The sequence below is a fragment of the Mesorhizobium sp. NZP2298 genome, assembly GCF_013170825.1.
Classification (GTDB): Bacteria; Pseudomonadota; Alphaproteobacteria; order Rhizobiales; family Rhizobiaceae; genus Mesorhizobium.
The window spans coordinates 5,781,191-5,801,093 of sequence record NZ_CP033365.1; the positions used below are offsets into that span (position 1 = coordinate 5,781,191).

Below are 19,903 nucleotides of genomic sequence, written 5' to 3' on the forward strand. Positions count from 1 at the left end.
CATCGTCATTTGGCCCGGGCGTCTGGTGACAGGAACAGCGAGACATGACAGCCCGAATGATAGTGCTCGACGCCAATCCTCTCGGCGTCGCGGATGTGGCTGAGATTGCCAGACGCAGAGCCCGCCTGATGCTGGGCGAGGAGGCGATGCGCCGCATCCGGGCGAGCCGCGCCCTCATCGAGCATCTCACCGGGCTTGGCAAGCCGATGTACGGCGTCACGACAGGCCTCGGCGCCTGTGTCGACACGCCGCTCGCGCAGGCCGACCTGATCGCCTTCCAGCACAGCGTGCCGCTCAGCCACAGCATGGGCATCGGGCCTGCCCTGCCGACCGAAGCGGTGCGGGCGCTGATGACCGCGCGCATTTCGGGCATGGCCGCCGGCGGCACCGGCACCTCCGAACGCGTGGTCATGGGTCTTGTGGCGGCGCTCAACGCCGGCGTCCATCCGGTGATCCCCACCTGGGGATCGATCGGCGCGGCCGACCTTGCCCATCTCGGCCATATGGCCAGGGCGCTGCGCGGCGATGGCGAGACGGAGTTCCAGGGCAGGATCATGCCCTCCGCCGAGGCGCTGGCTCTCGCCGGGCTCGAGCCGCTCGACCTGCGCGAAAAGGACGGCCACGCCATCATCGTCGCCAACAGCCTGTCGACCGGGACGGCGTGCCTGTGCCTCGAAGACGTCGCCCATCTCATCGACTGGGCGTTGGCTGCCGTGGCGCTTAACTATGAGGCGTTTCGCTCCTCCCTCACCGCGATCGACGCTGATGCCCTTGCCGCGCGGCCGGCCTTCGGCCAGCGCGAGATCGGTGTGCGGCTACGAAAAGAGCTCGTGGGTAGCGGCCTCTGGCAGGACAAGGCGGCGCGGCGCCTCCAGGATCCGCTCAGCTATCGCTGTGTGCCACAGGTCTGGGGTGGCCTGCTCAATGCGTTCGAACAGGCGAAGCAGGCAACGGAGATCGAACTGACCCATTCGGGTGACAACCCCGTCATCCTGCCGGAGGACGAGCGGGTGGTTTCCAACGGCAATTTCGACCTCACGGCAATGACGCTCGCCTGGGAACAGCTCGGCCAAGCGCTAACGCATTGCGCCGTCGGCACCGCCAACCGCTGCATGAAGCTGATGTCACCTGTTATCGCCGACCTGCCGCGCTTTCTGTCGGCGAGAGGCGGCAGCCGCCAGGGCTATGCGGAACTGCAGAAACCATTGTCGGCGCTGGAAGCCGAGATCCGGCATCTGGCCAACCCGATGTCGCTGAGCCCGCTGGCGGTTTCGGACGGCATCGAGGACCAGTCGTCGATGGCACCGCGTGTGGTGGCCAAGACGGCCGAGATTATCGAGCGCATGCGCTATCTGGTTGCGATGGAACTGATCTTCGCGGCGACAGGCGTGGAGTTGCGCGGCGTCGTCGACAGCATGGGCGAAGGGCCGCAGCGCACCTTCGCCGCTGTCCGCGCGCTTGTCAGCCCGCTCGACGACGACCGCGAGATGAGCACCGACATGACGCGGGTTGCGCGGATGGTGGCGGGACCAAGATACTGAGCAAGGCGGACCTCACTCCTCTGCCGCGCTTTGCTCCCGGACGGCGGACGGCGCCACGCCATAGCGCTTCCGGAAAGTGCGGTTGAAATAGGAAATATCTCCGAAGCCGACTTCGTAGGCGGTGGCGCCGATTGAACGCGCGCCCGAGCCCTGCGACAGCAGTTTGCGCGCCTCGGCGAGCCGCCGTTCGAGAAGATACTTCGAAAAGGTCGTCCCCTCACGCTGAAACAGCTGCTGGACATATCTTGGCGTGACACCGAGAACCCCAGCCACGATGGAAATGTTGAGATCGCCATCGCGCAGATGGTTGTCGACGTAGCGCTTCACAGGCGACAGCCGATCCCTGTCCTGCTCCGATGGAGCTTCCAGATAGGCAACGACCAGTGGCAGTATTTCGTTGAAATGGGCATTCGCCATCTCAGCCTCGCCAGCCGAATGCGGTCCACGCATCAGCAGATAGGCGCCATAGGTGATCAGAAGCTGCAGCGGCGGGAACGTCCTGGGGATCGGTCGCAGCATCAGCTTCGACAGGGTTTCGCCAGAAATCCTGAACGCGCTGCCCGGCAGGCTGCCGCAGTCCAGTCGGCCTCCCTCCGGCAGATGCCAGCTGTACGGCATCTCGCCGGATACGAAAAGAAAATCGCCTAGCGCGGCTTCCGTCTTCAGCCCGCCCTGCTCGACGACGAGGGGACCTTCCATGCTTCGCAGCATCAGAACCCTGTCCGAACCGGACGTTCCCTTGCCCAACAGTCGCAATGGCGAGGACGGGAAGAAGCATGTCATGACGCTCAGATTGTCGAGACCGCATCTGACGCCGCGCATCCCCGGAAGGACACCCCGGCCTGCCTCCAGCGCAACCTCGCCGATGATCTCGCGGAAATGAGCGGCGCATGACCGCCTGGCTTCGGCATCGTCATGACCCGACATATCGAAGTTCACCGGGCTGATCCCGCCGGCATTGATAGGTCTGTGATATAACTGCAACATTTCCAATTCGGCTTGTCCGAGTTCGTTTTCAGCAGTGCCGGCTTCGCTTTACCCCAAGTGTGCCGCCGCCCCGATTGATAACATGAGTAATTGAGACATGTTTATTCGATCCGGGACAACGGAGCCAGTGCTTTATGGCTCGCGCCTTGACGGCGCCCGGATGGCCAATTTGGGGGTGCCACTATGTTTGACAGGCTGCTCGCGGGAACTTGCCTCGCACTGCTTCCAATTGTTTTCACCACGCTTCCGGTTAGCGCTGAGGACGGGACGGAACAGGCGCCCGCGACGCTGCTCGAGACGGTGGTGGTGACGGCGAGCCGAACGGAGCAGCCGATCTCCAGCATTCCCGGGTCCGTTCAAGTCATCGAAGGTGCCGAGCTTGCGCAAGAGCTGAAACAGACGAGCGACCCTGCAACGCTGATTTCCAGGCTGGTGCCTGGATTCTCGATAGCCAACCAGACGATTTCGGGAGCCTCCGAAAGCTTTCGGGGCCGTGGCGTGCTCGTGTTGGTCGACGGCGTTGCGCGCAACACCCCGCTGCGCGACGTTTCGCGCACGCTTGCGCTGATTGACCTCGGCAAAGTCGAACGCATCGAGGTGGTGAACGGGGCGAGCAGCCTCTACGGCTCGGGCGCCACCGGCGGTACCATCAATTTCATCACCAAGAGGGACGCGACCGAAAAGCCGACCGTGACGGTGGAGACGAAGGTGAAGGCCTTCACCGCCAACCCCGGCAAATCCGCGGCACCCGAAGTTTCGCTCTCGGCCACACAGAAGATCGGCAAGTTCGACTATCTGATCTCGGCAAGCGGTCAGCGGACGCGGCGGACCTATGACGGCGATGGCCGCGAGCTGCCATCCGATGCCATGCTTGGCCAGGGCGGCGGCGACCGCACGGACTTCGGCAACCTCTATGCAAGGCTGGGATACGAGGATGGGTCTCGCCGCTTCGAGGTCTCCGGCGAACTCGTGCGCATGGAGCAGAATCCGGACTGGTTCTCCAACTTCCAGGCCACGCCGGCGGTGCCAGACTACACCGCGCCCTATACGGGCGAATCCGTGATGGAGAATTCGAAGTATTTCACCGCCCGCTATACCGATACCGCCTTCGCACTGGGTTCGCTCGAAGTGAAGTCTTTCTACAACGACATGGAGAAGCGCTTTCCCTTCACGCGCTTCGACCGCTTCGTCAACAACCAGGTCTATTATTCAGGCAACCCGCTCAACCCGCAGGCCAGTTTTGCCCAGACCACGCTCTTCAGCAAACGCGCGGGTGTCACCGCGACGGTCGAGACCCCTCTCGACGTGCTGCTGCAAGGCTCGACGCTGACCTGGGGGCTGGACTTCGTTCATGACAACACTTTCCAGCAGCTCGAGAACGGCTGGGACGTCATCAGCCCGATGAAGCAGAATTCGGTCGCCGGCTTTGCCCAGTTGCAGGTTCCGGTAACGGACCGGCTTCGCCTGCAGGGTGGGTTGCGCTACGAGCGCTACTTCCTCGACATTGAGGACTTCAATCGCCCGGCCATCTTCTACATCAACCGGCCCTATCCGGCGATCGACGTCATCGGCGGTTCGTTCGACTACGACAATCTGACATTCAACATCGGCGGCACGTTCGACCTGACGCCCGATGTCCAGCTTTATGGCGGCTTCTCGCAAGGGTTCTCGCTGACCGACATCGGCGGCTTCACGCGCCGGGCCGGCGCCAACAGCAGCGCCGAATTGTGCGACGCCTATGGAGCGCTGGCGTGCCCTGGCGCCGGTGCACCGGACTATACGGTCAGCTACGCCGACATCGCTCCCAACCCGCAGATCGTCAACAATTACGAGATCGGTGTTCGCGGCGGCGAGGCCGACCATGGCGGCTCGCTGTCGGCTTTCCTTTCCACCTCCGACCAGGGTGTCAACTATGACATCGCCTCCAATCGCGTTTCGCAGCAGAAGGAGGAAATCTGGGGTGTGGAGGCCACCGCATGGTGGAATATCACCGGCAACCTCACCGTGGGCGGCATCCTCGGTTATACCGAAGGCCGCTACGACAAGGATGGCGATGGCAAGATCGATGCCTGGCTACCCAATAACAGGATAGCCACGCCGGTACATGGCACGGTCTACGGAACCTATGTCTTCGACAACGGCCTCAATCTGCGCGGCGAAGTTCAGTTCTTCACCGGCCGGGACAAGATCACGACGGTGCCCGAGATCAAGGGAGCGGCGTTGGTAAACGTCCTTGCGAGCTACAAGATCGGCAAGGGCGACCTCAGCGTCGGTATCGAGAACCTGTTCGACACCGACTACATGAACCCGACAGCGAGCGCCACGCGCAACAACGTCGTCAACGGTTTCGGCCGGACGATCTCGCTCGGCTACAAGGTCACCTTCTGAAATGGTCCACTTCGAGATGCATGATGACGGTATCGTCGATCTGCGGCTCTACCCGCCGCACGCGCAAACAGATGAGGCCGACTATCTCTCTGCGCTCGACCGCATCGGCCATCTCGATGGGCCCTATGCCATCGTGGTCGACATTTCGGGCAACACGCATCTGTCCCGCGAGGGTGAAATTCGTCAGGCGGCATGGGCAAAGGCGACACGACAACGCATTTCCAGTTCGTGCCGGGCGCTGGCGTTGGTGCGCGAGAATCCCAATCCACGATCACGCCAGTCCTTCGAACGGCTCTGGGCCATTCCGGTCCATGTCACCAGCAACCGCGACGAAGCGCATCAATTTGCCGCCAGGCATCTCGGCAGGGCCGCAAGATCGTGACCGAGCTCGCGTCGCAAGCCATCGGCACACCAGTCGGCCAGCCGGATTCGGGCCGCCTGCGGCTCTTTGCCGTCCTGGCCGGTCTGTATCTCGCGCAAGGCATTCCGGGGTATCTCCTAGTCGCCGCCGTGCCGCCGATCATGCGCGAGCTTGGGGTGTCGCGAACCGCCATCGGCATGCTTGCCATACTGATGATCCCGCTGACGATTAAATTCCTCTGGGCGCCGCTGGTCGACCGTATCAGGCCGATGGCGATCGGGCATCGCCGTGGCTGGATCCTTCCCACCCAGATCGGCACGGTGATTGCGATCGCAGCACTTGCCCTGGTGGAACCGATCGATCTGAAAGCCATATTCGTCATAGGGTTCGCGATTGCGGTCCTGACATCGACGCAGGACATCGCCACCGACGGCTATGCCACGCTTGCCTTGAAGCAAGAGGATCGCGCCATGGGCAATGCGATCCAGGGCGGAGCGGTTGCGCTCAGCGTCATCGTCGGCGGCACGGTTTCGCTGCTTCTCTACGGCTGGGTCGGCTGGCAAGCCATGGTGCTGACGATCGCGGCGATCTCGGCATTGCCGCTGATCGCGATCGCCTTCATGCCGGAGGACACGATCACAAGAACTGTGGAGACGCGTGCAAGACCGTCGCTTTCCAGCTTCCTGAAACGGCCGGAGGCCGTGACGGTTCTGATGATCGCCTTGACCTACCGCGCGAGCGAGGGGTTGGTGAAATCCATGGAAGGGTCCTATCTGGTCGACGCCGGCTTGCCGTTGTCGGCGATCGGATATCTAAGCGGCATCTCGGCGGCAACGGCCGGCATTGCCGGTTCCTTCGTAGCGGCCATGCTGGTTCGACGCTCGGGTGCGGGCGGGACGTTGCTTTTGCTCGGCACGCTGCGCACGGTCTGTTTCCTGTTGTTTGCCCTCCACGCGGTCGGCCAAGTGACAGGCATATGGGCATTGCTGGGAGCGGCTGGATTTCAGACCTTGATCCGCTACATGGAGATCGTCGCGCTTTACAGCCTGTTCATGGCGGTGTCGTCGAAGGACCAGCCGGGGACCGACTTCACCATTCTATCCTGCGCCCAGATCATCATCTATCTGGTTGGCTCGATGATGGCCGGGGCAATCGCCGACCGCATCGGCTATTCCGCGCTCTTCTTCATCGCCACGCTTGTTTCCGGTCTGGCCGTAGTGCTGACGGCGCATCTTGTCTCGAGGCTCGCGAGGAAACTGCCGAGCGCAGGATGCGTCCTGAAATGATGCACCTGGGTGGCGCACGGCAGGCCGAACTATTGGTAAGGGCCCCTGAGATTGAGCTTCTCGGCCAGGAGGCAGAAGCGGTCGATCAGCCGGACAAGTTCTTCGCCTTGTCTACCGACAATCGCGCCGCGCTCGGCGGGAGGCGCCTCCGATAGAGCCTTCCACAACCGGCTTTGCCGGTCGCAGACATCAGCCAGTTCGGAGCACTCGCTGGCGGTCAATTTCAGGAGATGATCCGCTGTCACCGGTCCGATGCCGGGCGGCGTCGTCGCGCCAAGGGAAAGATAGCCCGGCGGCACGGTGCCTTTCGCATTGGTCACGGATTTGCGGCAGATGACATCGAAAATCTGGTCGACGGCCTGCTTGGCGCCGGCCACGCGCGAGGGATGGTCCGTGTCGGCCGCGGCGTGCGGCAGAAGTTCAAGCCTGGCACCATGCCTTTCGACAAGACCGAGATAGGGCAGCATCGGGCCGGAGAGACGCCCGGTCGATACATCGCTGAAGAGATCGGCATCGATGGCGGCGTGGCGCACCTGCCCTGCATCCAGCGCGTCGCCAAGCGCCGCAACGTCGACAAGCTCACCGCGGTCGTAATTGACCAGCACCGCGCCCCTGTTCATGCGTGACAGGACATCCGAACCGATGAGCCCGGCATTGGCGTAACGGCCAGTCTGCGCGTCCTGCTTGCCCAGGCCGACATGGACACTCAGCACATCGGCGCCTTCCGCCGCATCGACGAGGTCCGCCGCATAGGCGAAACCTTCGGCCTCGATCCAGTCGCGGTGCCGTGGCCGCGCATGAACCACCACGTGCATGCCGAAGGCGCGGGCGAGCTTGGCCACCTCGCGGCCGATATTGCCATAGCCAATGATCGCGATCGTCTTGCCTTCGAGCTTCTCGGTCGGAAAATCGCGCAGTTCCCTGCCGGTGTCGAAGGCGCCGCGCGCCACCCGGTCGTGCAGCAAGTTGACCGGGAGATCCGGCAGCACTTTCAGGATCGCCTTCATCACCATCTGCGCCGTGGCGCGGCTATTGATGCCGGGCGTGTTCATCAGCACCGCGGTGCCGCCCTCGCCCCCGCCGCCGCCCCAGGAGCGAGAGCCCATATTGGCGGTGCCGGCGCCGATGCGCACGCCGGCTAGCGGAAAAACGGTCTCGGCGGGCAGAAAGGTCGCCGCCGCGATGACGGCGTCATAACGTCCGTCGCCCGCGGCTTCGATCAGCTCTTCCCGGGTGCTGAGGTCCGGCTGGTAGAAGAAATGCACCCGGCCCTGTTCGAGGTCGGCTTTGTCGCCAAGCGCGGACAAGTGGAAGCGGCCGCCCTTGGCCTCGACATGGACGCGCGCCTCGTTCGGATCAGGCTTCCCGTCGGGTCCGAGTCGCAGGCCGACCAGATCGCAGATCAGCACCGTGTAGATGGTTTGCGGATCGATCAGCTCCGCGGCCTGTGTGTTGGTGTTTGTGGTCACGTCGTTCCCCATGCAAGCGCGGCAAGCCCTGCTTCGGCAGCAGGGTATCCTGAATAAGTCAGAACCTATCGGCCCGGAAAGGTGCCAGATCGATCGCCGGCGGCAAACCGGCGGCAAGTTGCGACACGATCGCCTTTCAGGCACAGTGCGATGCCGCCATTGGCCCCTTGAAGGGTCAAGTCCGACACGCGTAACATCGCGCCATCAGAACTGAGTCTGCTTTATTCATCCGGGCTAATGTCCGGATTGGACTGGGTATTTTCCTTTGAGCACGGATGCAGCCAGCGGCGTGGCGAAGCGCGGCAAATCGTTTGCCCATGTGGCGGAAGCCTCGTGGGGCAAGGGCCTCGGCACCTTGTTGCGGATCGTACGCATGACGCTGCGCCATCCCTGGCAAGTCGCCATCACCCTTGTCTCGACCGCCATCGCCGCGACGCTGCAGCTTTTCATTCCGCGCCTCCTGGGACGAGCCATCGACCAGGCTCAGGGCGTGATGGCGGCGGGCGCCGGAACCGCGGCCGAGCAGGCGCTCTGGAACACGGCGCTGACACTGCTCGTCGTCAGTATCCTGCGTGGCCTCTTCACCATGGCGCAGAACTATTATGGCGAGGCGGTCGGCCACCAGACCGGCTATGAATTGCGGCTCGCCTTCTACGAGAAGATCCAGCGCCTGAGCTTCTCCTTCCACGACCGGGTCCATACCGGCGATCTCATCACGCTCGGGCTGCTCGATCTCGACGGTGTGCGCATGTTCTTTTCCACCGGCATCCTGCGCGTGGTGCTGCTTGGCGTGCTGATCGGCGTTGGCGCCTACCTCTTGATCAGCACCGATCTCATGCTCGGGCTGCTCAGCCTCAGCTTCGTGCCGTTCGTTGCCTGGCGCTCCTCGGTCACTCAGCTGAAGCTGCGCAGCACCTGGCTGACCCTGCAGGAACGGCTGTCGGTGCTGAGCCGGGTGATGGACGAGAACCTCGGCGGCATCCGTGTCGTGCGCGCCTTCGCGGCGCAGCGCCATGAGCTCGCAAAATTCGATCGCGCCAAGCAGGACGCGCTAGAGCTGGCCAATGAACGCGTCGACATCCGCGTCTCCAACACCAGCGCCATGAATTTTTCCTTCCTGGCCGCCATGGGGCTGGTTCTGTGGTTCGGCGGCCAGAAGGTGATCGCGGGCCAGATCAGCGTCGGCACGCTGGCCCAGTTCCTCACCTTCATGACCATCCTGCAGATGCCGGTGCGCCAGCTCGGCCTGATGGTCAATTCGTTCGCGCGCGCCTCGACCTGCGGCACGCGGCTGTTCGAACTGCTCGACACCGAGCTCGACATCAAGGACGTTCCCGATGCCAGAGAGCTGGTCATCACCGAGGGCGTGCTGCGTTTCGACAATGTCGGCTTCCGGTATGAGGGCACGGGCGGCCGCCCGACCCTGTCCGGCATCTCTTTCGAGGCCAGGTCCGGCGAGACGGTCGGCATTGTCGGTCCGCCCGGCAGCGGCAAGTCGACCATCGCGCATCTGATCCCGCGCTTCTACGACGTGACCTCTGGCGCGATCACCATCGACGGCCAGGACATAAGCAAGGTCACGCTGCAGTCGCTGCGCAAGGTGGTCGGCGTCGTGCAGCAGGACGCGTTCCTGTTCACCACCTCGATCGAGAACAACATCGCCTACGGCAATCCCTGGGCGCGTGAGACCCGCATTGGACAGGCCGCCGAGTATGCCCAGTTGCACAACTACATTATCGGGCTTCCGGCCGGCTACACCACGGTCGTCGGCGAGCGCGGCGCGTCGCTTTCCGGCGGCCAGCGCCAGCGGCTGACCATCGCGCGCAGCCTGATGCTGCGGCCATCGGTTCTGGTATTCGACGATTCCACGGCGGCCATCGACGCCGGCACCGAGCAGCGCATCCGCGCGGCGATGAAGCGCTTCGCCAGGGATCGTGTAACGCTGATCATCTCGCACCGGCTGAGCTCGCTGATGCATGCCGACCAGATCCTGTTCGTGGAGGGCGGTCGCATCGTCGAGCGCGGCACGCATGAGGAGTTGCTGGCGCTCGGCGGGCGCTATCGCGCGCTCTACGACCTGCAACTGCGACCGGACGAAGACCGGCTCGAGGGAGCCGCATGATGCCGACACAGGACGACGACGAGAAGGATGACAAAAGCGGACGGCCGACAAAGGCGGTCGTCGGCTCGCACCGCGACGAGGAAGAGGTTTTCGGCAAGGCCTATGACCCCCGCATCATCAGGCGCATCTGGAGTTTCGTCAGGCCGTATCGGGGCCGGATATTCATCTCGGTCGCCGCGGTGCTGGTATTCACGCTGACGCAGCTCGCGATCCCGCTGGTCATTCGTTACGCCATCGATCACGGCATGGCTCCGGGCAGGCTCGACCGTTCGGTGATGGTCTTCGCGATCACCGCCTTCACCGTGATCATCCTCGTCAACTACGCCGCCAGCCATGTGCAGGAGAGCGTGGTCGGCAAGGTGGCCGAAAACGTGCTGTCCGACCTGCGCCGCGCCATGTTCAGCCATCTGCAGCGTGTCTCGCTCAGCTTCATGGACAAGACCGAAGTCGGCCGGCTGATGTCGCGCCTGCAGGGCGACGTGAATTCGATGCAGGAATTCCTCGAGACGTCGGTCATGTCGGTGGGCGACATCGTGCTTTTGTTCGGCATCGTCACCGTCCTGCTCTGGCTCGATTTTCGGCTCGGGCTGCTGACGCTGTCGACCATGCCGATGCTGTTCATCGTGCGCCTGTTCTGGCTGCCGCGCGCCAAGGTCGCCTTCATGGCCGCGCACGAGACCAACTCCATCGCCAATGGCGCTCTGGCCGAAGGGATCCACGGCGTGCGCACCGTGCAGAGCCTGGAGCGCCAGCATGTCAACTTCGACCTGTACGACGAGAAGGTGCTGGCCAATCTCAACGCCCATCTGCGGTCGGCGAAATACGCGCAGGTGATGGTGCCGATCGTCGACACGCTGACCGGCATCGCCATGGCGACGGTCATAGTGGTTGGCGGTTCGATGGTGCTGTCACATAGCCTCGATGTCGGCGTCATGGTGGCGTTCCTGTTCTATATCCAGCGCTTCTTCGACCCGATCCGCTCGCTGACCATGCAGTACAGCGTCATGCAGCGCGCCATGGCTTCGGGCCAGCGCATCTCCGAGGTGCTCGACGTTCCGGTGGATGTCAGCGACAAGGAAAACGCGGTGGCGCTGTCGCGCGACATGGACGGCTCGGTCGAATTCAAGAACGTCACCTTCGGCTACCGGCAGAACCAGCCGGTGCTGAAGAACATCTCCTTCCGCGTCAATCCGGGCGAGACCGTGGCCCTTGTCGGCCCGACCGGGTCCGGCAAGTCGAGCTCGATGGCGCTGGTGCACCGCTTCTACGATGTCTGGTCGGGCGAGGTTCTGGTCGGCGGCCATGATGTGCGTGACCTGACGCAGGATTCGCTCGGCGATCAGGTGGCCATGGTGCTGCAGGAGCCGTTCCTGTTCTCCGGCACGGTGCTGGAAAACATCCGCTACCACAAGACATCAGCCAGCCGCGAAGAGGTGGTGCGCGCCGCACAGGCGGTCGGTGCACACGACTTCATCGAGCACTTGCCCGATGGCTACGACACCGAGCTCGAACAGCGCGGCGGCAATCTCTCGCTCGGCCAACGCCAGCTGATCAGTTTTGCGCGCGCGCTGGTGGCCGACGCCAAGATCCTGGTGCTCGACGAGGCCACCGCCAGCATCGATTCCTACACCGAGATGCTGATCCAGAAGGCGCTGATAAAGCTTCTGGAGGGCCGCACCGGACTGGTCATCGCCCATCGGCTGGCCACCATCCGCGGCGCCGACCGCATCATCGTGTTGCAGAATGGCGAGATCGTCGAAAGCGGCAACCACGAGCAGTTGATGCAGAGGAAAGGCCTCTACGCCCGCCTCTACAACATGAACTACGCTTCGTTCGACGACATTTCCGAAGAAGAGATGGGAATGGACGCGGCGATCGGCAAAGCGACGTGAGGGGTTCTTGCCGAGTCGACCCGACCGTCCGACAAATCGATTTTTCGCGGGCTCACGTCAACTCGCGATCAGATCCGCGGCGATTGGGACTGGCGCGTCTCTGGTAGCGGCAACCCGCTGGCCGTGCGGCCGACGAGGTAATAAGGCCGCTAATATCTGGCGCATGATGCGCGGGACAACACCGTCATCGGTTACTGAAGCTAGTACCAGCGACCGCGACCATAAAAACCGCCACCGCCGAGCACAATAACGATAAGAACTATGACCAGAATTGTGGTGATATCCATTTACGCCTCCTGAGCGCGCGTGGCCGGATTGGCGGCCACCGCTCTTGCTTGTAGAGCATGAATTGTTCTTGTTTATTTCGACATACACCAACGTTCCGCACGGCATTCTTGTTCCAATGGACTTATCAAGCATGGCTAGCTTATCGGAACCGCTAGCCCTCTCACCCCCGTTGGAAGGTTTCAGCAACCATGTCCTGGCTCGTCAAGGAACCAACTGGCCTGCCGATTTCTTTAGCTGCATGAAGAAACCTGGCATACTGGGGACGGACGATCACGATCACACCGGTTCAGTCGGTATGCCGCCCGAATTCCCATCCCAAAATCAGAATGCTGAAGGAGATTTCGGCGGTCGATTTGGATATGGACATCCCGCTCACAGGCCGGATCCTTTTGCCACATACACGTTTTCGGCGGGGGCAGTTCGTCCTCTGCCGCTCGATAAAAAGAAGAGATGGCGCTAACCGGCTATGCAAAAACCCTACGAAATAGCATATTTCGCCAGGAAGCATGGGATCACGCAGGCTCAGGCACGACAGATCACCAAGGATTTCGGCCCCTCACGCGTCAGGTGCGACACGGCCGCCCAGGAGCTGAACTTGGCCGTGGCACGTTCATCGCCTCGCATGAGCGACGGCCGGCATCTGTCTTCGCTACCGAAGGAATAGCTGATTCTGGACGCGGATGGCCGATGCATTGGTCTTGGCACAATCAGCGAAGCCACTTCCTGAACCTCGCGGCTTTGTTCCGTAGGAATGCAGCAGCTGCCGCATCAGACGCCCTTCGCGATGGCCCATTCGCCGCAATGATGAACTTGGCATCTTTCAGCGTGAGACCGTACTTCTTCGCAAAGTAGGTGACGCCATAAGGCTCGTCTTGGGGTATGCCCGCGTTTGTGTCAGCCATTTGTGCCTCGCATGATAGACAGCCTGGCTCGGCTTCGGCCTCACGACCAGTCTGGGCTACATCAACCTTCAGCGACAGGCGATGGTTCCGAAACTGCAATATCCCAGGCGACGCTTTCACGCCCGGCATAGCGGTTCAGCCTTTTTTCTCGCGATTGCCCGCAACGGCTTTGACAGATGCATTTGTTTCGGAAACGGCGAACTACGCCTCGTTCGCCGACATTCGCAGGATGAGATGGAATTGGACGCTGCAGTCGGCCGGGCGGCGTGGCCGGTGCGGGCAGAGTTCGAACCGAAGAGGTCGCTGCCTGCCACGCTCTCCGAGAGACCTATTTGCGCGTTCCCCTGACGTGGCCGCTGACCTGCACGCCGTCCTCGGCGCGCAGGTACAGAAAGCCGGGAATGGAGATCAGCGGGATGATCGCGGTCAACAGGAATACCTGGTGGAAACGTTCCGGCGTGAGCACGTGGGTCTCCCCCGCGATCAGGCCCAGCAGCATGGCTGCGATCGAGACGCCAAGCGAAACGCTGAGCTGCTGCAGCACGCCGCCAAGGCTGGTGGCGCGGCTGAGCTTGTCCGCGGGCAGGTCGGCATAGGATAGCGTGTTGGAGGTCATGAACTGGGCCGAGCGGACGATGCCGAACAGGAAGACGTAAAGGCCGATCATCCAATGCGGCGTATCGGCATTCATCAGGGCGAAACCAGCCACGGTGGCGGAGCCGACGATGGCGCTGCCGATCAGCACGGCACTGAAGCCGAAGCGACGCAGCAGCGGCGACAGCAGCGGCCGCATCAGCAAGGCGCCGAAGCTGCCGACGAATGTCAGCGAGCCCGAGGTGACCGGGCTCATGCCGAAGCCGACCTGCAACATCAGCGGCATCAGAAACGGCACGCCGTTGAGACCTACGCGGCACAGGCCGCCGGCAAGCGTGCCGACCCAGAAGGAGCGAAATCGAAACAGCGTCAGGTCGACGGCCGGTGCCACGACGCGGCGCGCATAGCGCCCGAAAGCCAGCAGCAGCAGGACGGACGCGGCCAGGACCAGCACTGTGGCTGAAACGGGAATGATCGGCCGGCCGATGTTTTCCAGCCCGAATTGCAGCAGCGCGACGCCGCATCCCACCATCAGGAACCCCGCGAAGTCGAAGCGCTGCACTGTTTCCTCGTGGAAATCGTCGACGAAGCGCAGCGCCGCCAGGATGCCAACGCAGCCAAACGGCACGTTGACGTAGAATATCCAGCGCCACGAGGCGTAGGTGGTCAGCAGGCCGCCGAGCAGCGGCCCGATGACCGGCCCCATGATGGCCGGCAAGGTCATGTAGGTCATGGCGGTGATCAGCCCGCTGCGCGGAAAGCTGCGCAGCAGGATGAGCCGCCCGACCGGCGTCATCATGGCGCCGCCCAACCCCTGCAGCGCGCGCATGGCCAGCAGCATACCGAAACTGTTGGCCATGCCGCATAGGGCCGAGCCAAGGGTGAAGGTGAACAGCGCCAGCGCGAACACCCTGCGCGCGCCGAACCTGTCGGCAAACCAGCCGCTGACGGGAATGAACACGGCGAGCGTCAGAATGTAGGTGGTAATCGCAAGGTTGAGGCGGACCGGCGTCGTGTCGAGGCTTTGCGCGATGGCCGGGATCGCGGTGGTGATGATGGTGGAGTCGAGCTGCTCCATCAGAAAGGCGATGGCGACGATGATCGGGATGATCAGCCTCAGCCGCGGATCGCGCTCGGTGGCAAATTGAGGCTGTTCCAATGCTCCGGCCAATTCCGTCATGCAGGCTGCTTACAAGTTGTGGCCAAAGTGGCGCATCCCGGTTCAAAGGCAAGATTGCCTCACTTGTGCCAGCCAGCCGGGACCTGATCGCACGGACGTCTTATGGTCCGACAAATAGGTTGGGGGTAGTCCTTTCCACCCTGCCGGAAGTCAACAAATCTTGACCGGCCGCCGTGAGCGGACTGGGCACCGGCTGGACCAGCGACGTCACCCAAAGACGCTGCGCAGTTCAGCGAGCGCCGTCCCGGTTTCGTGAAGGAACGTGTCCGACGCGGGACGGCTTTCCTTCCCATATCTTTGGAACGGAAAGGAGACATTCCCATGAAAAGACAACTCGTATTCCTCAGCTCCATCCTGCTGACCCTGGCCACCAGCGCGATCCCGTTTGCAACCGTCGCCGATGCCGCCGTCGTCAAGCATCATTATGTCCACCTCACCGCTGCCCATGGCGGCCATTCGAATGGCGGGCATGGAGGTCACGGCGGCTGGGTTGGCGGCGGTTGGACCGGCGGCAATTCGGCCACCGGCAATGGCTGGATGGACAACTACTACAACGGTTACGGCAGCTACCATGGCTACGCTGGCGACTTCTGCGGAACCATCGCGTGGACGCTCGACCTGTGCGGTCCCCACGGCCCCTGATCGCTGACCGCACCGCCGGCCTGAGCAAGACAGGCGCCCGGATGTTCCGGGACGCCAAGGAGGCCGTTTTCCTCCCGTACGCAGTGTCGCAAACAGATAGGAGTGACGCTCATGAAAAGACAATTCGTTTTCGCAAGCTCGGTCGTGCTGGCATTGGCAGCAGGCACGACTTCATTCGCCACCACGGCCGACGCCGCGTTCGTCAGGCACAATGGCGGTGGCCATGCCATGGGTCATTTCGGCGGCGGCCACTTTGGCGGCCGCCAAAGTGGCCGCCATTACGGTGGCGGGCATAGATACGCCTTTCACCACGGATATGAACGCGGTCGCCATTGGGCCGGCGGTGGCTGGAGGGGCGGCTATTACGGCGGGTACTATGATGACTACTATTGCGGACCCGTTCAGCTGGCGCTTGGGCTCTGTGTCCCATACCGCCCCTATTATTATGGCCCATTCGGAATTCTCTGATCCCTGTCCGGCCATGGCACCTGCGCTCTGGTGCCATGGTTCCGTCGGGCTCGGAATGTCGAGCGCCCGGATGCTAGGCGATTTCGGGGCGCCTTGATGCCTCGCGGATCGCCTTGTGGACGCCGCGCTGCAAATCCATGAAGGTCGGGGTTTCCATCACCTCTTCCCGGCGCGGGCGTTCGATGTCGACGTCGAAGGTCTGCATGATGCGTCCCGGACCGATCCCCATGACGACGATCCGGTCCGACAGATAGACGGCTTCCTCCACGTCATGCGTGACGAAGAGCACGGTCAGCCTGTGCTCTTCCCAGATCTGGGTCAGCAGTTCCTGCATCTGATGCCGGGTAAGAGCATCGAGCGCGCCGAAGGGCTCGTCCATCAGCAGCATCTTGGGGCGATAGGACAGCGCGCGCGCAATGGCGACACGCTGCTTCATGCCGCCCGACAGTTCGGACGGAAAGCGGTCGGCACTCTGCGACAGCTTGACGAGGTCGAGATGCTCGAGCGCGATCTCACGGCAGGCCGTGCGATCGTAACCGGCGGCCTTGAGGGCGAACTCGATGTTCTGCCGCGCCGTCAACCAGGGAAGCAGCGTGTAGGACTGGAAGACGACGCCACGGTCGAGACCAGGCTGCAGGATGGGCGCGCCATCGATGCTGAGATCGCCAGCGTCGAAGTCCTGCAGTCCGGCGACGATCGACAACAGCGTGCTCTTGCCGCAGCCCGACGTGCCGACGAGCGAGACGAACTCATTGTCGGCAAGATCGAGGTTGATGTCGCGCAGCACTTGCGTGCGCCGCTCGCCGGTGCCGAAGCTCTTGTCGAGACCGGCGATGCGCAATTTGGGAACGGTCATCGGCGGTTCCTCATTGCGAATGGCCATCCTGGCGGAACAGGACCTTTTCCAGCGCCTTCATGACCTGATCGGTGATGAGACCGAGAAGGCCGAGCAGCAGGATGTAGCCGATGATGGTGTTGGTCTGGAAATAGCGCTGCGACACCGTGATGCGATAGCCAAGCCCCGACGTCGCCGCGACGAGTTCGGCCAGTACAAGCCAGGTCCACGCCCAGCCAAGGCTGATGCGCAGCGTATCCCAGATGCCCGGCAAGGCGCTGGGCACCACGATGCGCGTCAGGATCTTGTGGTCCGGCAGGCCGAGCGTGCGGCCAAGGCCGATGAAATCGGCGGGAACCCGCTTCACATTGTCCATGATCATCAGCACCTGCTGGAAGAAAGTGCCGATGAAGATGATCAGGAACTTTTGGGTATCGCCGGTGCCGGCCCACAGGATGGAGAGCGGCACGAAGGCGACGACAGGCATGTAGCGGATGAAATCCACCAGCGGCTCGATGGCCGCTTCCCAGGAGCGGAAACTGCCGATCAGCACGCCGATCGGGATCGACAGCGCCGAGGCGATGAGGAAGCCGATGGAAATGCGATACGCCGAGGCCGTGAGGTCCACCCACAGCGTGCCGTCGGTGGCGAGCTTGGCGATCTGGGTCGCGACGCTGCCGGGCGACGGCAGGAAGATCGGCTTCACCCATTCCAGGCCGGTCGCCGCCCACCAGGCAAGGCCAAGCCCGACAAAGACGGCCACCGCGATCATCAGGAAACGCGACCTCGCTATGGGGACGCCGATCCCCGAGGATCGGCGGCGCCTCGCCTGTTTCGTGGCCGCCGCTGGCGTGGGGCGCGCCGGGCCGGTTTTCGCCGGAGGCTCCGCGGGCATCTGCGTTACCACCGCGATCCGGCCTTGGTCATTGCGCCGCCTTGACGAAGGACGGGTCGATCATCTGCTCCGGCGTCACGTCGGCCTGCAGCAGCTTGGCGTTCTTGGCCGCCGCCTCGACGTCGGCGAAGGTCTTGGTGGTGAAATCGCCGGTGAGCGCCGTCTTGTTTTCGGCCAGCGAGTAGTAGCGCACGCCGTCGAAAGCGGTGTTCAGGTCCTTGACGTCGGAACCGACCGCCTTGGCGATGATGGCGCGGCCGCCGGGCGTGTCTGCGTTGTAATCCTTGAGTGCGGCGTCCCAGCTCTTGATCATCGCCAGCACCTGGCCGGGCCGGGACTTGATCACCTCGTCACGCACCACCAGCACGTCGCTGATCAGGCCGGGATCCTCGCCGGCGGTGAACAGCAGCTTGACGTCCTTGTTCTGCGCCATGGCGACGGTGAGGTATGGTTCGTAAGTGACCGCGACCGGCACCTGCCCCGCGATCAGCGCGCCGCCGGCGTCGGACGCCGGCATCGGAACGGCTTTCACATCGTCGATCGACATACCGTTCTTGGCGAGCGCATATTTGAGCAGGATGTCGCTCGTCGTGCCTTCCTCGAAGGCGACCTGCTTGCCCTTGAGGTCGGCGATGGTGGTGACGTCCTTGCCTGCGATGATGGCATCGGCCGTCATCGAGACATCGAGCAGCAGCACGATCTTCACCGGCAGGCCGGCGGCAACCATGCCCATCGCCGTGTGGGTGGCGATGTTGGCCGCGTCGAGCTGGCCGCTGGCCAAAGCGGCGTTGATGTCCTTGTCCTCGGCGAAGTTTACGATCTGGACGTCCGGCAGTCCGTTCGCCTTGAACAGGCCCTTGGCGTCGGCGACGTGCCACTGGCCATAGCCGAGCCAGGGCTCGATGCCGATCTTGAACGATCCGGCCTCGGGCGTCGTGGGAATGGCGGCATCGGCCGCGTGGGCCGCTGGCGCGGCGGCGAGCCCGATGGCGGCGGCCATCATGAGCGCGCGAAATTGTGCTGCTAGGTTACGCATCATCCAGTTCCCCTTGATGATCAGACCGCTTTTTTACCCAGGCATCCGGTCTGGTGAGACTGCGGGTTTCTGCTCTCGCGGCACTGTGCCTCGGCGTCTTGCCCACCACTTCATGGTGAAGTGCAGCGATATTTCAGCGGCAGCGGCAGCGGATGTCAAGACTAAAATACATACATGCATATACAAGTTAGACTGGCACAGATTTCCTGGCAATTCGGCCCATCAGCCTCCCGCCATCTGTCACGCACTCGCCCTGCTGCCGTCAGTTGGTCTTGGTGGGGGAATAGCGGCTGCCGAGCGAGTAGCGGCTGCCGGCATAGGTCAGCTTGCTGATGGTGGCGACGATCGCGCCCGTCCATGTGCGGCGGTGCAGAAACAGGCAGCAGCTGCCGACATCGATGTTGAGATGCCGCGCCGTCTCGGCATCGGCCGGGATGGCGGAAATGATGTGCTCGACCTCGGTCACCGGGGTCTTATGCATGAGGTAGTCGTAGGTCGCCGTCTTCGAAAAATCCTGCTTGTCGTAGTCGGGGATCAGGCTCGGATTGACGAAGCGCTCTTCCAGCTGCACCGGCAGATCGTTCTCGAAATTGACGACGACCGAGTGATAGATCGACACACGCTTCGGGAACTCGAAGGACAGCGCAAGCTCCTTTGTCGGCGTGATGGTTTCCAGCACGAGGACTTCCGAGCGATGCCGGTTGCCGCGCTCGACGATCTCGGCCGCGATGTTGTTGATCTCGATCAGCGTCGATTGCGGCCGGGGCGGCGCGATGAAGGTGCCCACACCTTGCAGCCGGATCAGGAAGCCCGCCGCGGTCAGTTCCCGCAAGGCGCGGTGAACCGTCATGCGCGAGACACCCAGCGAAACCACCAGCTCGTTCTCGGACGGCAGCTTGCGATCCTTGCCCCACTTGCCCGATCCGATGTTGGCCAGGATGTAGTCCTTCACCTTCTCGTAAAGGGGGCTTGCCGTATCGGGCAAATCGATCATTTCAAAATCCTTTCCGGCAATTT

At 62.8% G+C, this 19,903-nt stretch carries 15 protein-coding genes; 8 read left to right on the forward strand and 7 right to left on the reverse strand.

The features are described from left to right. Window positions 1-44 precede the first annotated feature (44 nt). The gene (locus tag EB231_RS27955; RefSeq protein WP_172351656.1) at window positions 45-1,541 is read left to right on the forward strand and encodes an HAL/PAL/TAL family ammonia-lyase; all 1,497 of its coding nucleotides are present in this window, start codon (window positions 45-47) and stop codon (window positions 1,539-1,541) included. A gap of 12 nt (window positions 1,542-1,553) precedes the next feature. Here EB231_RS27955 and EB231_RS27960 read toward each other — a convergent pair whose 3' ends face one another. Beyond that, on the reverse strand, window positions 1,554-2,480 hold the full coding sequence (locus EB231_RS27960; protein ID WP_172351657.1) for a helix-turn-helix transcriptional regulator: 927 nt from the start codon (window positions 2,478-2,480) through the stop codon (window positions 1,554-1,556). Between the two features lie 231 nt (window positions 2,481-2,711). Between EB231_RS27960 and EB231_RS27965 the strand changes: the two genes are divergently transcribed. The 3 genes from EB231_RS27965 to EB231_RS27970 are packed head-to-tail and all read left to right on the forward strand — an operon-like array spanning window position 2,712 to window position 6,563. After that, window positions 2,712-4,916: a TonB-dependent receptor gene (locus EB231_RS27965; RefSeq protein ID WP_172351658.1), complete on the forward strand. Its 2,205-nt coding sequence runs from the start codon at window positions 2,712-2,714 to the stop codon at window positions 4,914-4,916. Window position 4,917: 1 nt separating this feature from the next. After that, entirely contained in the window at window positions 4,918-5,298 is a 381-nt protein-coding gene (locus tag EB231_RS35250) for a hypothetical protein (protein WP_246740733.1), read from the forward strand. Next, entirely contained in the window at window positions 5,295-6,563 is a 1,269-nt protein-coding gene (locus EB231_RS27970) for an MFS transporter (protein ID WP_246740734.1), read from the forward strand. The genes EB231_RS35250 and EB231_RS27970 overlap by 4 nt, the downstream gene beginning before the upstream one ends. Before the next feature lie 29 nt (window positions 6,564-6,592). On the opposite strand, the gene EB231_RS27975 is transcribed toward EB231_RS27970, so the two are convergent. Continuing rightward, window positions 6,593-8,032 carry an NAD(P)-dependent oxidoreductase gene (locus EB231_RS27975; RefSeq protein WP_172351660.1) on the reverse strand — a complete coding sequence of 480 codons (1,440 nt, stop codon included), beginning with the start codon at window positions 8,030-8,032 and terminating at the stop codon, window positions 6,593-6,595. Between the two features lie 265 nt (window positions 8,033-8,297). On the opposite strand from EB231_RS27975, the gene EB231_RS27980 reads away from it, so the two are divergent. Together EB231_RS27980 and EB231_RS27985 are read left to right on the forward strand one after the other, a co-directional pair. Continuing rightward, entirely contained in the window at window positions 8,298-10,154 is a 1,857-nt protein-coding gene (locus tag EB231_RS27980) for an ABC transporter ATP-binding protein (RefSeq protein ID WP_172351661.1), read from the forward strand. Beyond that, window positions 10,151-12,046, forward strand: a complete 1,896-nt coding sequence (locus tag EB231_RS27985; protein WP_172351662.1) for an ABC transporter ATP-binding protein — start codon at window positions 10,151-10,153, stop codon at window positions 12,044-12,046. The genes EB231_RS27980 and EB231_RS27985 overlap by 4 nt, the downstream gene beginning before the upstream one ends. A 1,518-nt stretch (window positions 12,047-13,564) precedes the next feature. Here the strand turns inward: EB231_RS27985 and EB231_RS27995 are convergent. Further along, entirely contained in the window at window positions 13,565-15,010 is a 1,446-nt protein-coding gene (locus tag EB231_RS27995) for a DHA2 family efflux MFS transporter permease subunit (RefSeq protein ID WP_172351664.1), read from the reverse strand. A gap of 321 nt (window positions 15,011-15,331) precedes the next feature. Between EB231_RS27995 and EB231_RS28000 the strand changes: the two genes are divergently transcribed. Together EB231_RS28000 and EB231_RS28005 are read left to right on the forward strand one after the other, a co-directional pair. After that, entirely contained in the window at window positions 15,332-15,652 is a 321-nt protein-coding gene (locus tag EB231_RS28000) for a hypothetical protein (protein ID WP_172351665.1), read from the forward strand. 111 nt (window positions 15,653-15,763) lie between these two features. Further along, window positions 15,764-16,120, forward strand: coding sequence for a hypothetical protein (locus EB231_RS28005; protein ID WP_172351666.1), 357 nt, complete (start codon window positions 15,764-15,766; stop codon window positions 16,118-16,120). Between the two features lie 73 nt (window positions 16,121-16,193). Here the strand turns inward: EB231_RS28005 and EB231_RS28010 are convergent, their stop codons facing one another. The 4 genes from EB231_RS28010 to hutC all read right to left on the reverse strand — a co-directional run bounded on the left by EB231_RS28010 (window position 16,194) and on the right by hutC (window position 19,880). Beyond that, the gene (locus EB231_RS28010; RefSeq protein ID WP_172351667.1) at window positions 16,194-16,976 is read right to left on the reverse strand and encodes an ABC transporter ATP-binding protein; all 783 of its coding nucleotides are present in this window, start codon (window positions 16,974-16,976) and stop codon (window positions 16,194-16,196) included. A gap of 10 nt (window positions 16,977-16,986) precedes the next feature. After that, window positions 16,987-17,850, reverse strand: coding sequence for an ABC transporter permease (locus EB231_RS28015; RefSeq protein ID WP_172351668.1), 864 nt, complete (start codon window positions 17,848-17,850; stop codon window positions 16,987-16,989). Window positions 17,851-17,878: 28 nt separating this feature from the next. Then, window positions 17,879-18,886, reverse strand: coding sequence for an ABC transporter substrate-binding protein (locus tag EB231_RS28020; RefSeq protein WP_172353044.1), 1,008 nt, complete (start codon window positions 18,884-18,886; stop codon window positions 17,879-17,881). Window positions 18,887-19,148: 262 nt separating this feature from the next. Beyond that, window positions 19,149-19,880, reverse strand: a complete 732-nt coding sequence (gene hutC / locus EB231_RS28025; RefSeq protein WP_172351669.1) for a histidine utilization repressor — start codon at window positions 19,878-19,880, stop codon at window positions 19,149-19,151. Between the last annotated feature and the right edge of the window lie 23 nt (window positions 19,881-19,903).

What these genes read in the sequence shown, in the direction of transcription:
- EB231_RS27955 (WP_172351656.1), top strand. Translation starts at nt 45, where the DNA reads ATGACAGCCCGAATGATAGTGCTCGACGCCAATCCTCTCGGCGTCGCG.
- EB231_RS27965 (WP_172351658.1), top strand. Translation starts at nt 2,712, where the DNA reads ATGTTTGACAGGCTGCTCGCGGGAACTTGCCTCGCACTGCTTCCAATT.
- EB231_RS35250 (WP_246740733.1), top strand. Translation starts at nt 4,918, where the DNA reads ATGGTCCACTTCGAGATGCATGATGACGGTATCGTCGATCTGCGGCTC.
- EB231_RS27985 (WP_172351662.1), top strand. Translation starts at nt 10,151, where the DNA reads ATGATGCCGACACAGGACGACGACGAGAAGGATGACAAAAGCGGACGG.
- EB231_RS27995 (WP_172351664.1), bottom strand. Translation starts at nt 15,010, where the DNA reads ATGACGGAATTGGCCGGAGCATTGGAACAGCCTCAATTTGCCACCGAG.
- EB231_RS28000 (WP_172351665.1), top strand. Translation starts at nt 15,332, where the DNA reads ATGAAAAGACAACTCGTATTCCTCAGCTCCATCCTGCTGACCCTGGCC.
- EB231_RS28005 (WP_172351666.1), top strand. Translation starts at nt 15,764, where the DNA reads ATGAAAAGACAATTCGTTTTCGCAAGCTCGGTCGTGCTGGCATTGGCA.
- EB231_RS28010 (WP_172351667.1), bottom strand. Translation starts at nt 16,976, where the DNA reads ATGACCGTTCCCAAATTGCGCATCGCCGGTCTCGACAAGAGCTTCGGC.
- EB231_RS28015 (WP_172351668.1), bottom strand. Translation starts at nt 17,850, where the DNA reads ATGCCCGCGGAGCCTCCGGCGAAAACCGGCCCGGCGCGCCCCACGCCA.
- EB231_RS28020 (WP_172353044.1), bottom strand. Translation starts at nt 18,886, where the DNA reads ATGCGTAACCTAGCAGCACAATTTCGCGCGCTCATGATGGCCGCCGCC.
- hutC (WP_172351669.1), bottom strand. Translation starts at nt 19,880, where the DNA reads ATGATCGATTTGCCCGATACGGCAAGCCCCCTTTACGAGAAGGTGAAG.